A 13,589-nucleotide genomic window follows, 5' to 3' on the forward strand; every position below is an offset into this window, starting at 1 on the left:
AGAAAATAAGGATGTGATTGTAAATGATGATTGATAAATTTATATTAGATTGTATTAAAGAGTTTCAAAGAAATTCTTTTTGGAAAGAGATGCCACCTGCAGAAAAAGAACGCTTAGCAGAAATAATTGAGTTTCTTGGTGGAAGTAATGATAAAGAAGTAAGAGAACGAAACATTGTAGAACCTGCAATCTATCAATTCAAAATTACACTAAAAGGAATACGCCCACCAATTTGGAGAAGATTCCTTATTCATAGCGAAGTAACCTTCAAAGAATTTCATAACATTATTCAAGTTGTAATGGGCTGGGAAAATTGTCACTTATATAACTTCTATGCGAATGATTCCTATATAGAAGAACAAGGTGATGCTATAAACATGTTCGCATCATCCCGTGCAAAATATGATGCAGCGGACATACAAATTGGTGAATTCATAACAGAAGAAAAACAAAAATGTTTATACACATACGACTTCGGTGACGGCTGGGAACATGAAATCGTATTAGAAAAAATATTACCACCAGATGAAAATACAATAGTCCCGAGATGCAAAAAAGGAAAACGCGCCTGCCCACCAGAAGACTGCGGCGGCCCTTACATGTACAACGAAATTCAAAAGGCATTGCGCGGAGAAGGCGAAATAGACGAAGGTTTGCGAGAATGGCTTGGGGAGTTTGATTCTGAGGAATTTGATGTGGATGAAGTGAATGAGATGTTGGAGGAGTAGGAGCATTTCATTTTTATGAAACTATAAAGGAGAGAGGATATGATGGGGAAGAGTTTGTCGTTACAAGAGTTATGTGCGGAATTGAAGAAAGAACAATTGCTGGACTTAGTGATGCATCTGTCGAATCAGTACAAGGGTGTAGATATAACTGTGATGGAATGGTATACATCGCAAAAAAGAGTGGAGATGAAAGAGGCTGTAAGTAATCATTTACTTTGGGAATATTGGGAAAAAGCTAAGGCAATAATCCAGAGATTTAATGAGTATGGGGGTGGTCCGGAACACCTTACGTATGACGTATATGAGTATGTAAGGCACATTATAGATATATTATCTGAATACCCTATTTCATCTAAAGAAAGACGATTATTAATCAAGAAGCTATATGTGCAATATGAAATTGGGAACTCCGGACTAAACGATATCATAATGGATACAATTTATGAAATATGTAAATCGGATTCTGATTGGAAATATGTCATTACATTGCTTGAAAAATCTCCTAATGAGTATGATCAGAAATTGATTATGCAAATTTATAAAGAGAAATTGCAAGATGGTGAAGCATACTTGCAGTTTCGGTTGAAAATTATGGAATATGGAATGGATTATTGGGACTTGGCGGAATATTACATTTCGATCGATCAAGTGGATAAGGCGGCTGAAATTGCTGAAAGTGGTTTAGAGAATGGAAAAGGGCGACAAACAGAACTATTTGCGTTTTTATTTGATTATTATGTGTCACGAGAAGATACGAATAAAATACACGGTTTAATAGATAAAGCTTTTTCTACAGAGTCAGACATCGATTTAATAAGTGAACGGGCTTTTCTATATTTTAAAATGAATAATGATTATGAAGAAGTCAAAAATATTTTAGTAAGAACGTTTCGAACAAGCTCCTATCGTAAGCAGTATTACGAGGATTTTAATTTCCTGAAAGAGCAATTAACAGCTAAAGATTGGGAAGAACTACAAGAAGAAATGATAGGAATTGTAAAAAGAAAAAGTATCGTGGATTACTTGAAAATTTGTTATGAAAATGAAAGATATAGTGAAATGTTAGAGATTCTTCAGAAGGCTCAAGGGGTGATGAATCCATATAATATGTATGACCAACTAGATCATTTTGCTGATCAACTTATAGATGAATATCCGCAAGAAATTGTTGAATACTATTGGAATAAAGGCTGTATTCTTGTACCAGAAGGAAATCGTAAGCGTTATAAAGAAGCTGTAAAATACTTTGTAAAAGTAAGAGATATTCTTAAAAATAAATTAGATGATGAAGGGTCATGGCAATATAATTTAACGACATTGAGACTGCAACATAAAAAGAAAAAGGCATTTTTAGATGAGATGAGAGTTTTTGGGTGAGGAAAAGGGAAGCACTGGGGGGACCTGGTGCTTTTTCTTTGTAGAGGGGCGTATTGCTGTTTAGTATTATAAGAATATTTAGGATTGACTATATTGTTTTATTGAGAAAGATAGTATAATCATATTGTTGGAATGATTATACAAATTTTGTCATGGATTATCCAAAAAAATAGTAGAAACGGACAAAAGCTGTCCACTCTCTTATGGTATAGTAATCGTGTAACTAAGTGGAAGAATAAGGATAAATACTATAGTTAAGATATTTAGTTCTAAAAAGCGATATATTATGTTATTTATAAAGGTTGGTGTGGGATTTGAATGAACGTGAGAAAAAAACAATAAGGCTTTTATCTTTATATGATCGTCTATGTAAGGGAAACGTGTTACTAAAGAAAGAAGAGATAGACAATTTTGGAGTTCATCCAAAAACAATTAAAAGAGATTTAGAAGAAATAGAGTTGTATTTAGAAATGAATTCGGGTAATTCATTGCAATTGGAACAGGACGTTAAAAAGCAACAAGTTCATTTGTCGCGAAGTAGTGATTTATGGCTTAGCAAAGAAGAAATCCTATCGTTAGGAAAAGTTTTACTAGAAACAAGGGCTTTTTCAAAGGATGAAATGAATACGTTACTTGATAAAATTATGAATCAGTCGGCGCCGAAAGATCGCGATTTTATTAAAGACGTTATGAGGAATGAGCGCTATCATTATGAACCTTTGCAACATCAGCGTTCTTTACAACAAATGATATGGGATATTAGTGAAGCTGTTAGAACGAAGAAGGTACTGGAAATTGAGTATAAAAAAGAAACAGCAGCAGAAGGAACGAAAAGACAAGTAAAACCAGTAGGTATCCTATTTTCAGAGTATTATTTTTACTTAGCTGCTTTCCCTGTAGAATATGATTTTGAGTTTCCAACGATTTATCGAATGGACCGAATTACAAACTATGAAATGCAAGAAGAACGTTTCAAAGTTAACTATACAGAGCGCTTTGAAGAAGGTGAATTCCGAAAGAAAATTCAATTTATGCAATCGGGGCCACTGATGGATATTACATTTCGTTTTTCAGGTTCATCACTACAAGCAGTATTAGATCGTCTTCCAACTGCACGCGTCGTATCCCAAGATGAAGACGGTGCCATCATTGAAGCAAAAGTATTTGGTAAGGGAATAAAAATGTGGTTACTCAGCCAAGGATCTTTTGTTGAGGTGTTGAAGCCAGCAGAATTTCGGGATGAGATGAGGGAGAGTTTGGGGGAGATGCTGGGGAAGTATGAGCAAAATTAGTCCATTAGATTTTACATTTTATAATTTGAATTACTGTATAAATATAATCAAATGATAGATTTATATAGTACAGTAGGAGGCGATTTAGATGTCAAATGTTGTTGGTTTTCCGCTGGAACAAGCAAGAGAAAATGATTTGTTCGCATTTTTCCAAGAGCGATTTGATACACATTATGAACAACATGAAATAGATGTCAATGAGTATGAGAAAACAGTGCAAGAAATGGAAAAACGTATGAATTCCGAAGGACCAAAAATGTTTGATGTACTTGTTGAAGAGTACGGTGAAGTTATTACAACCACTGTTATAACAAGTTTTCAATTAGGAAAGTTTTTTCATAATGGCGATCAAATAGGCGGGGATGTTTCAACAATTCATAATGCGAGCCAAGGAATATACAGTCGTGAGAAGGATAAATATAATCGTTCAGATTATGATTATTCTAAGGCCCGTGAGTTCGTGCAGAAACAAAATTTGCAAGAGAATGGTTATTATAAAGATGGATATACAGGTAAAAGAACGAAGGATCCTAATGTTGATCACATTATCCCACTGAATGTTTTTCATAAGAAAGGTGCTTTTATGTTGACTCAGGAGGCGAAAAAAAAGCTTTCTAGCGATCAACGAAATTTAATTGTTACAGATGGATCCTTAAATAAGTCTAAAAGTGACCAAGAATTGGGCGAATTCATGAATAAGACTGTTAAGGGACAAGAGGAAAATAATCATAGTCGTTTTGAAATGGACAAACGTCGTACAAATGCAGCTGCAAATAAAGCAAATCGTGCTTATGATGATCATTTGCCGTCAAACCTGGAAAGAGCCCAATACTATGTGAAAAATGGTACGGTTGCAGCTTCCAAAGAAGCTTTTCGAGTGGGCGTACGTCAGGCATGGGGAATGATTATGTACGTATTTTCAAAAGAGATGTTTGCAGAATTAAAAATTCATGGGAAACAATTTAAACAATATGCCAAGGAAGGGCGTTTGATTTCGGAATTCAAGGAACTTTTAGTAAGAGTGACAAAGAAAGTCTCTTCGCAATTAAAGGGTATTGTGACGGCATTTAAAGATGGAGCTGTTAGTGGTTTTCTTAGTAATATTATGACGACTATTATGAACTGCTTTAAAACGACATCTAAGCGTTTAGTTAAAATTATTCGTGAAGGTTTTTTATCGATTTTTAGAGCTATAAAATTACTTGTTTTTACACCTAAAGAGCTTACAAAACAGGAAGCGTGCCGAGAAGCAATAAAATTGCTAGTTAGCGGCCTGTTTGTGGCAGGGGGAATAGTAATTGAAGAAGTATTAGAAAAAAAGTTAATGGCATTAGGTATCCCAGAAAGTATTGCTAATGCTATTTCGTCGACAGTAACAGGAATCATAACAGGTATTGGTATTGTAACTGTTGTTTATATGATTGATAAGTTGATTTCTAATTTACCTTCTACTAAAGAACTGATAGAAAAATCAAATGAACTTATTCAAAATCAAATAGTTTTAGAGGCTAGTTATGAAATGGTTACTGCTAATATTCAATATGGTGTGGAAGATGATTTTTTATCTAGAATAAGAAAAACGGAAAAAAATATAAACGATTTAGTAGACTTTTTTGAGGAGTGATTTTATATGCCAATTCCTTTATTAGCTTGGGGTATTGCTGCAGTAGCTGGTGCTGCTTTTGGTGCTGGTAGATATTCGAGACAAGGTGAGATTAATGAGTTAAAGCAACATATAGCCCACTTACAAAGTAAAATTGAACAATTAGAAAAATTAGTATCCAATCAAAATAAAACTATTAGTAATTTAAAGGCAGAAAATAAAAGTTTAAATGCATTACATTTTATGGAGAAGAGAAAATTATTTGGTAGGACAAAGGGGATGATTATTTTTCAATATGCTCTTCGAGAATATTTGCAATTTGTTAGGTTGGAAGTTGAAGGAGAATTGAGTGGAGATAAACAGGTATTGGTAATTTATGGTATATTGGACCGAATGTTTTATGGAAAAGAAGTTAAGTTAGAGGAGAAAGGGTTAATAAAGTTGTATATTGAGGGGAAATACCCATATGAGATTAAAAATTTAATTGAGCTTGAAGAAAAGGAACTTAACAGTGCATTGGAGGGGAAGAAAATTGGGTAGATTATTAGGTTTTCTATGGGGATTTATTCTTTCTTTCTTTAAACTACTTTTTGGTTCAATACTACTTTGTGTAATTGTAGGTTTCTTTTTCATGCCGGCTTTATATGTACTCGTTCCACTTTCGGCCATTGCAATTGTTGTAGAGTCTTTTAAAGAGGGAGTCGAGCGAGCTAAAGGTTATCAGTTTGATGACAAACAGCAAGGACAAGATGTTCAAAAACATATGAGACAATTACAAAGAGCATTTAAAGAAGATGAATTGTATGAGTTTGACAAAGCATGGAAACAAATGTCTAGAAATTAAAAAATGTACATAATACGAGAAAATATAAGAATATCGCATGTGTAATATATTTTCTTCGGTAAGTCAGTCTTCGATATTAGTTATTTAAAGGATTATCCCAAGGTCGTATTTGGGGGATAATCCTTTTTTATTTGGATATGTAATTAGTTAGGGCTAACGATGGGAAAGAGTCGTGGATGAAAAAGCGGAGTATAGTTTTCTTTTATTATGAGAAAGGACAAAATCTGTCCATACGGGTTCGCTATAATTTTATATATAACATTTTGAGGATTATAAGCTGATTTTAGGTTGATTGGGTAATTCAAATTCAATAGTTATGGAGGAAATAAAATGAAAAAAATTATGGGAAGTATATTACTAAGTGTTATTTTACTAGCAGCAGGTTGTAGTAAAGATGATGTGGACGAAGCTGTAAATAAAGCAGATGAAAAAGTAAAAGAAGAAGTTGCAGTAGCTACTACAAAAGATCATGAACATGTACAGCAAATAAAAACCGCTAAATTACCAGGTTATGAAAAGATGCCGATAGAAGAAGCTTTTCATAAATTTTTCAAGAATCCGAAATGGAAATACTTTGTTTCGGAAGATCATGAAGAAATCGTCGAGTTTACAGGGAATTGTGTATATCAAGAACAAGAAGTAAAAGCTAAAATTCAATTTGTTTTAAATAAAGAGGATCAAACATTTAAATTAAAGGCAATGGCTTTAAATGATATAGCGTAAAACGAGCTTACAACAGCCGCTATGTTGCAGTCTATTTATGATGGAGATAATCAAGAAGAGGAAAATCAAAATGATAAAAATGAGGTAAAAGAAGAAAAACCAGAAGGATCGGTAAAGGCGGATTCGTACTTTGAAGAAGATAAAAATGTAGAAGAAAAACCAGAAGGATCGGTAAAGGCAGATTCTTACTTTGAAGAATAGTGAGAGTGTAAAGAATTTGTTAATATGACACACATACTACCATATTACAAGTTATAATTTATTTATAACAATACATTAAAATGATTATTAAAGAGAAGTGTTCACAAATTTATAAACGGTGGTGTAGGGAATGGATTATAACTTTGAGATTTTATCACTTTTAGATAATTCAATGGAGTTTGAGAAGTTACATAGTAAGTTTAATCGTTTTAATCCTTTTAAAATATTGAAGGTAGATAAGTTTGAGATTAGGCATTCTAATATGATTGCTTGGTTACTTGATCCTACGGAGAATCATCATTTAAGTTCTATGTTTGTCAATAAGTTGCTTTCTAAAACGTTTGTAAAAGCGGAGAATGAGGAGTTAATTGGTCAATATAACTTTATTAAATTACATAAGCAGTCTCTTCAAGATTTGGAGGTTTTCCGTGAAGTACAGACGGAAAATAATAAAAGAATTGATATTTTGGCGATATCAGAGTCGCAAAAGGTTGCTATTTTGATTGAAAATAAATATAAGTCATCTGAATCAGATGGACAATTACAAAATTATATCAATTTTGTTAGTGAGAAATATGAAGGGTATACGATCATTCCAATCTTTTTAAGTTTAGATGGTAGTGCGCCAAGCCATACGTCGTATCTTACGTTAGATTATGGGGATATTTTAAATATCTTGAAAGCACAATTGGAGATTTATAGTGAGTACACGTCTAATACGATTAAAGATTTCATTTCCTACTATATTGATATATTAGAGGGAGAACTAGTTCGTGATGAGGAAGACATTGAACTAGCGTTAACAGTGTATAAAAACCATAAATCTGCTGTTGATTTTCTATGTTTAAATGGTAACGGAAAAGTGGTTGGAAAGTTTGTTAGTAAAGAGTTGCAAAGAGCTGTGAAGAAATTGGATGATGAAGTGAAAGAGGATCTTCGCAAAATTTATAAGAAGTATTCCGAAACACTTTGTTTTATACATAAAGCTGGTAATAGTGTAATGAGAGAGGCGTTCTTACAGTTTGTAGAACAAAATCAAATCCCACCTGGTTGTTATAAGGAACATATTCGTATTCCATCATTCATTTTTGAAGAGTGGAGACAACTTGATGAGATTGTTGGCGTTCCAAAAGGTGAATGGTGGTTACGTAATGCTCTTATTACTTGGTTTGAACGAGAACCAAATGGCCGTATGAAGCTTACGATTGAAGTAGGTCCGTTAGAACAATATGAGAACCGATTAAAGTTATTATGTAAGTTAGAAGAGAATGGTGTAATGATTAAAGAGAAAGCGAAAGAAAATGGAGCAAAGTTTACGAGAATTTACACAATATATATGGATGTTAAAGATTGGGCGGATCAAGATGAGATTCTTCAAGTGATGAATAACATTTATAACAATGCAGATTTTAATCAAGTCGTTTCCGCAATAGATGATACGATAGCTAGCTTTATAAATGGAGAAGAAGATGATGATACGGCTGAAGAACGTAATCAAACAGAAGAAAATGTTTTATCTAATGCATTCCAAGTATTTACTAAACAACATCAGCTTCAAGAAGGTCTCTATAAAATGAGTAGTAAAAAACCGTCATTTATTATGCCAGAGTTCCGCTTACTGGAAGAACAATTTGGCATACCGAAACGGAAGTGGTGGTTAAACAACTGTGCGATTATGTGGTTTGAACGTTTGACAGGCAATAGATTGAAACTGACCCTAGAAATTGGTCCACTCGAGTCACAAAAGAGAGTTTCGCTATTAACAACACTTGAAAGTAAAGGCAAAAAAATAAGCGCAGCAGCGAAGAAACCCGGAACATTATATTCAAAAATTTATACAAATACATATAATATTAGCAATTGGTCAGATGAAGACATAGTGATACATGCTATGAATGAGTTATTCAATGATAAGAAATGTCAAAATGTGATTCAAATGTTAACGGAAATCGCTGAAGAGGGCGTTCATATTTAAAAAGGATTGCCAAGTGCAGAGGGATGTACTTGGCATTTGTTTTCATGTAATAAAGGAGAGTATTCACTAATGAAATTAGCAAAAACACAGTTGCAACAATTTATATCAAAACAATTTGAGCTTTTTGAGTTGAAAGAATTAGATGTCGAGTTCGCAGTTCGAGGGCTGGATTTTGATCCGAACATGTTTATCCGTGCGGGAGAGATGGGATTAGAAATAGGATTTTATAGATTGGAATGGAATAGTCCTGTCATGCCAGATATGATAGGGGTTCCGCATCACATATTATTATGGGAACACCTAGATGAGCTAAGTAACAGTGAGAAATCGGTGGAAATTAAAGAGAGTATTATTATGGTTACTGATTTTAGAAAGAGGCAGTATCAGCAGTGTAAGTTTTGTGGTGAAAAGATTTTACCGGAATATCTTTTTGAAGATGATTTATGTCAGAGGTGTGCTAGTGTGCATTTTGGGGTGGTGTATTAATATTATAAGGGAATATATAGAAAGAATGTAAAATATGCTTCTATTCTTTTATACTTGAATGAGGATGGATGAATAGAAACGAGGAATTTATATGAGTAAATTAAGTAATTGTCTATATATGATTGAGCTTTTACATGCGAGAGGGAAAATGAGAATTAGTGAATTGGCAGAGATATTAGAAGTAAAAGAGCGGATGGTCCGCATTTATCGTGATGATATTGAAATGGCTGGTATTAAAATTGAAACAACGAAAGGCAGATACGGTGGCTACTCCCTTTCAAATACATCGTTATTTCCTATTAAAAATATGTCTCAACAAGAGCTAGATGCGTTAACATTCTCTATTCAAAAACTAGTTTCAAAAGGTAATGACATTTATTCACGGGACGCACAAGTAGCATTAGATAAATTGAATGCTGTTCAGAAAGTGGAAACGAATAAAGACCGTCATATTTATTTTGTGCAAAGATCGAAGCCGAATTATGCGTTTTCGAATGAAAACCAAAAATATGTACAACTACAAGAAGCGTTATTTACAAGAAGTAAGGTGAAAATACAGTATGAGAAACGATCTGGTGAAAGATCAGAACGAATTATTGATCCATACGGATTTGTACACTACAATGAATTCTTTTATTGCCTAGCCCTATGTAATGATAAAAAGGAAAAACGTATGTTTAAACTATCTCGAATAAAAGATATTAGAACTTTGTATGATATATATGAAATACCTGCTAATTTCGATATTAGGGAAGAATTTCCGAAATTCGGCATTATGAAAGAATCATTAGAAGTAGAGTTACTCATCTATCCACCATTCGCCGTATCCGTACCAGAATCCATTTGGGGAGAGAATCAAAAGATAGAACATAATGATGATGGCAGCATTCTTTTCCGGGCGACGATGAGCGGGAAAGAATCGATTAAGAAGTGGATTTTGGGGATGGGTGCTTCGGTTAGGGTGTTGGAGCCTAAGGACTTGAGGGAAGAGGTTGTTGAGGAGGGTAGGAAGTTGTTGGAGATGTATGGATTTGTTGGTTTGTAAACTATTAGAAGTTTAGATAGTGATACTTAAATAGATAGCAGTTATTTAGAGTATTGGATATACATAGAGAATGTTTTTACCAAAAAATTCAGAAATGAACAAGGTGGGGAATAGTATGGAAAGAGCTATAAAATATGATGCAACTAATCCATTGAGTATTGAAAAATATGCTCAACAGCTTATAGGAAAGAGCTTTTTAGATGTTGTAAAAGAAGCAGAGATAAATGAAGATATTAAAGTTAATATTATTGATAAATATGGTAAATCAAAAAATAAAGGCAGCTTGGGGCAACTTCTTGAAGAGCACTATTTTGGGTATAAACTTAATAGCAATCAACAAGCTGATTTTTATGAAGCGGGTGTTGAGCTTAAGGTTTCTCCATATCAAAAGTTAAAAAGAGGTAAGCTTAGCGCTGGTGAACGATTAGTTATTACAATGATAGGTTATGATAAGCCAATTGAACTGGATTTTGAGACATCCCATGTGTTTGAGAAAATTAAAATACTTTTGTTAGTATATTATTTGCGTGATAAGGACATTAAAAATAAACTTTTATATCCAATCGATTTTATTAAATTATTTTCTCCACCAGAAGAAGATATGAAAATAATTAAAGATGATTACGAGAAGATAGTTCGTAAAATTCAAGATGGAAGAGCGCATGAACTTTCTGAGGGGGACACAATGTACCTAGGTGCCTGTACGAAGGGAGCTACAGCTAAAAAAAGTACTGTTTCACAGTACTATGGGGAAAATATTCCTGCGCGCAAAAGGGCTTTTTGTTTTAAAAATTCATATATGACATATATTTTGAATAAGTATATTGCGAAAAATTTAGATACTTATGAACCTATTGTTCAGGATGCAGGAGAATTACAGCATATTACATTTGATAAACTGGTTATATCGAAGATTAATTCTTATGTAGGATACATGGATAAAGAGCTATGTGACTTATTTGGTCGAGAATATAATGGTAATAAATCTCAATGGATTGACTTAGCATACCGAATGCTAGGAATAAAATCTAATAGAGCAGCAGAATTTTTAAAGGCTAATATTGTTGTGAAAGCAATAAGGTTAGAAGAGAATTGTTCTATAAAAGAAAGTAGTTCTCTGCCACAAATGAAATTAAAGGAATTTATTAATGAAGAATGGGAAGAGTCGAAACTACGATCTTATTTTGAAGAAACAAAGTTTTTATTTGTTGTTTTTAAAAAAAATGGACAATTTTACGAGTTAAGAGGGTGTCAAATGTGGAATATGCCCTATACAGATTTAGAGTGCATTGTAAAATCCGGATGGGAGAATGTGAAATCTATTGTTACTAATGGTGTTAAATTGATTAAAACGGAGCGGTTAAATGGTAGGATAGTTATTGAGAATAATTTACCTGGTAAGAAGGACAACGCTATTATTCATATGAAAGCACATTGTGGTCAATCTTTTTATGTATTGGAAGATGGGGAAGAAGTAGGTAAAGGGAATTATTCTCATGCAGAGGAATTACCTGATGGTAGATGGATGGTAAAACAAAGCTTTTGGATTAATAATACTTATATTTTAAAACAACTTAATGAGAATTTGAAATAGATAGGGATAAAGGAAATAAGCTGTGAGATTAATTTTGTTGAAAAAATAACAACGTGGGTGCTTTTTACAGCCACGTTGTTATTTTTCTAATGAAAATAAACGAATTTTCATTGGTTATTTCGAATTGATAACATCAGCTATGTACGAATTATTCAACCAATAACACTGCTTTGTAATATGTTGACCATCGGGTAAAGTTACTTTATCTGCACCGTTGCGAGCTTTTGGTCTAATATGCGCGACGCCGTTGAAGTTTATTTTTGGTAGGTTATTTGCTTCGACGACTTTATCGCCACGTTTTTTATATTCAATTTGAATACCTTCATTTATAACTTTATTAACATCTTCCCATAGCTCACGTATTTCTTTTTCTATTGTAGGGACAGGCATATTCCAAAGTTTAATACCTTTAAAGTAGAGTTTACGATTTGGATTTTCTTTTTTTGTTTGGTTAAATTCAAAAATTACGAATAAAAACTTGGTTTGATAGAAGCGTTCTCTAATTTCGCTTTCTTCCCATGATTCGTTTGTCCATTGATGAAAATCGATTGTTTCAAATGACATGCTTTGTTCGGGTTTACCGTTGGGCTCTAAACGAACTGTTTTAAATTCTATATTAGCTTTCGCAAATTCTTCAATTTTATCGAGTCGAGTTCCTTTGATACCAAGTAAAGAGCTTACTAATAGTGGAACAAAGCTTTTGGTTGTAGGTTTGTAATCAATAGATAATTTTTGAGCGATTTCTTGATCAGTTAAGCCTATGTAATTTTCAAATTTTGAATAAAGGATTTCTTCTAAAGATTTTCCTTTTAGTTCATTTGTTGTTGTAAAACTTACTAGTTCTTCGTTTAGGTGATACCTGCGAACTAGTGCTGTCATATAAGAAGGCTTTAACGAAAAAGCTCTTTGCATTGCTGGAATTTCAGAATACGGTTGTGAGCGAAGTGAATTTTTATTGGAACCTTTAGTGCAAGCTCCTAAATAGTTTGTATCACCTTCAGATAATTCATGTGCTTTGCCGGCACGAATTTTATTTACGATGGTTTCCCAGTCCTGTCTAATTATTTCTAAATCAGCTTCGGGATAGGTGAATAAAAGGCTTTTTGTAATGTGAAAATCTTTACGGTCTACACCAGGTACCCATTCATAGAACATTAATAGTAGTTTTTCGTTTTTCTTCCAAAAGCTTGAGGTTTCAAAGTGTGTATGAACTTCTTCCATATAGTTGATAATATTTAAGACTAGTCGTTCTTTGGCTGACAATGAACCGTTTTTATTTTGTTTAAATGCAGTTACTTTAAGTTCAATACCAAGGTGTTTAAAGTCAGCTTCTGCGTTTGAATTGACTTCATATCCAAAAAAGCTTTCCTCGATTACTTGCCCTAGTCCACCTTTTGATTTAGCATTTGCAAGTCGGTTAGTGGAATCAATTTCACCAAATGTTTTTCCCTCAGCTTCATGTGCTTTTTTCATTAGTTCTTCTATTGTAGTATAGTCCATAATAAACTCCTTTCTGTATCCAGTGCTGCGTTGTATGATTTTAAACAATACATATTAAATCTATGCTATAATAAAAAGCTGTTTCGATTTTATACAAGTAAAATTTATAAGAAGGAAAAGTCAGTTTGTTCTATTAAATAACAGCTATATTGGATCTATTCAAGGCGGTTTGTTTCGTTTATACTATTGATATAGTAATGAATTGTTTTTTACGATTGCAA

Annotated in this window: 11 protein-coding genes and 1 pseudogene; 11 read left to right on the forward strand and 1 reads right to left on the reverse strand. The window is 33.3% G+C overall.

Annotated elements, in window-relative coordinates; translation table 11 throughout:
• The first annotated feature begins 23 nt into the window (after positions 1-23).
• From ACVWY7_RS04380 to ACVWY7_RS04430, 11 genes and pseudogenes are all read left to right on the forward strand, one after another.
• Positions 24-728, forward strand: coding sequence for a plasmid pRiA4b ORF-3 family protein (locus tag ACVWY7_RS04380; protein WP_212114646.1), 705 nt, complete (start codon positions 24-26; stop codon positions 726-728).
• 42 nt (positions 729-770) lie between these two features.
• Positions 771-2,105 (forward strand): hypothetical protein, encoded by a 1,335-nt coding sequence (locus ACVWY7_RS04385; RefSeq protein ID WP_212114648.1) that lies wholly within the window; start codon positions 771-773, stop codon positions 2,103-2,105.
• Positions 2,106-2,419: 314 nt separating this feature from the next.
• Positions 2,420-3,397: a helix-turn-helix transcriptional regulator gene (locus ACVWY7_RS04390; protein WP_139242308.1), complete on the forward strand. Its 978-nt coding sequence runs from the start codon at positions 2,420-2,422 to the stop codon at positions 3,395-3,397.
• A gap of 88 nt (positions 3,398-3,485) precedes the next feature.
• On the forward strand, positions 3,486-5,021 hold the full coding sequence (locus tag ACVWY7_RS04395) for a GmrSD restriction endonuclease domain-containing protein (RefSeq protein ID WP_073524800.1): 1,536 nt from the start codon (positions 3,486-3,488) through the stop codon (positions 5,019-5,021).
• Positions 5,022-5,027: 6 nt separating this feature from the next.
• Positions 5,028-5,540, forward strand: coding sequence for a hypothetical protein (locus ACVWY7_RS04400; protein ID WP_073524802.1), 513 nt, complete (start codon positions 5,028-5,030; stop codon positions 5,538-5,540).
• Positions 5,533-5,844 carry a hypothetical protein gene (locus ACVWY7_RS04405; protein ID WP_000533099.1) on the forward strand — a complete coding sequence of 104 codons (312 nt, stop codon included), beginning with the start codon at positions 5,533-5,535 and terminating at the stop codon, positions 5,842-5,844. The genes ACVWY7_RS04400 and ACVWY7_RS04405 overlap by 8 nt, the downstream gene beginning before the upstream one ends.
• A 330-nt stretch (positions 5,845-6,174) precedes the next feature.
• A pseudogene (locus tag ACVWY7_RS04410) lies at positions 6,175-6,765 on the forward strand (hypothetical protein); the annotation flags it as partial.
• Positions 6,766-6,898: 133 nt separating this feature from the next.
• A complete protein-coding gene (locus ACVWY7_RS04415; protein ID WP_212114651.1) occupies positions 6,899-8,743 on the forward strand; it encodes a PDDEXK-like family protein in 1,845 nt (614 codons plus the stop codon).
• 69 nt (positions 8,744-8,812) lie between these two features.
• Entirely contained in the window at positions 8,813-9,229 is a 417-nt protein-coding gene (locus ACVWY7_RS04420) for a hypothetical protein (RefSeq protein ID WP_212114653.1), read from the forward strand.
• A gap of 91 nt (positions 9,230-9,320) precedes the next feature.
• Positions 9,321-10,274, forward strand: coding sequence for a helix-turn-helix transcriptional regulator (locus ACVWY7_RS04425; protein WP_212114656.1), 954 nt, complete (start codon positions 9,321-9,323; stop codon positions 10,272-10,274).
• A 115-nt stretch (positions 10,275-10,389) separates the two neighbouring features.
• Positions 10,390-11,868 carry a Sau3AI family type II restriction endonuclease gene (locus ACVWY7_RS04430; RefSeq protein ID WP_212114658.1) on the forward strand — a complete coding sequence of 493 codons (1,479 nt, stop codon included), beginning with the start codon at positions 10,390-10,392 and terminating at the stop codon, positions 11,866-11,868.
• A gap of 114 nt (positions 11,869-11,982) precedes the next feature.
• Here the strand turns inward: ACVWY7_RS04430 and ACVWY7_RS04435 are convergent, their stop codons facing one another.
• Positions 11,983-13,368 carry a Sau3AI family type II restriction endonuclease gene (locus tag ACVWY7_RS04435; protein WP_212114660.1) on the reverse strand — a complete coding sequence of 462 codons (1,386 nt, stop codon included), beginning with the start codon at positions 13,366-13,368 and terminating at the stop codon, positions 11,983-11,985.
• Between the last annotated feature and the right edge of the window lie 221 nt (positions 13,369-13,589).

Source organism: Bacillus sp. TE9106W, assembly GCF_054062215.1.

What these genes read in the sequence shown, in the direction of transcription:
- ACVWY7_RS04380 (WP_212114646.1), top strand. Translation starts at nt 24, where the DNA reads ATGATGATTGATAAATTTATATTAGATTGTATTAAAGAGTTTCAAAGA.
- ACVWY7_RS04385 (WP_212114648.1), top strand. Translation starts at nt 771, where the DNA reads ATGGGGAAGAGTTTGTCGTTACAAGAGTTATGTGCGGAATTGAAGAAA.
- ACVWY7_RS04395 (WP_073524800.1), top strand. Translation starts at nt 3,486, where the DNA reads ATGTCAAATGTTGTTGGTTTTCCGCTGGAACAAGCAAGAGAAAATGAT.
- ACVWY7_RS04400 (WP_073524802.1), top strand. Translation starts at nt 5,028, where the DNA reads ATGCCAATTCCTTTATTAGCTTGGGGTATTGCTGCAGTAGCTGGTGCT.
- ACVWY7_RS04415 (WP_212114651.1), top strand. Translation starts at nt 6,899, where the DNA reads ATGGATTATAACTTTGAGATTTTATCACTTTTAGATAATTCAATGGAG.
- ACVWY7_RS04420 (WP_212114653.1), top strand. Translation starts at nt 8,813, where the DNA reads ATGAAATTAGCAAAAACACAGTTGCAACAATTTATATCAAAACAATTT.
- ACVWY7_RS04425 (WP_212114656.1), top strand. Translation starts at nt 9,321, where the DNA reads ATGAGTAAATTAAGTAATTGTCTATATATGATTGAGCTTTTACATGCG.
- ACVWY7_RS04430 (WP_212114658.1), top strand. Translation starts at nt 10,390, where the DNA reads ATGGAAAGAGCTATAAAATATGATGCAACTAATCCATTGAGTATTGAA.
- ACVWY7_RS04435 (WP_212114660.1), bottom strand. Translation starts at nt 13,368, where the DNA reads ATGGACTATACTACAATAGAAGAACTAATGAAAAAAGCACATGAAGCT.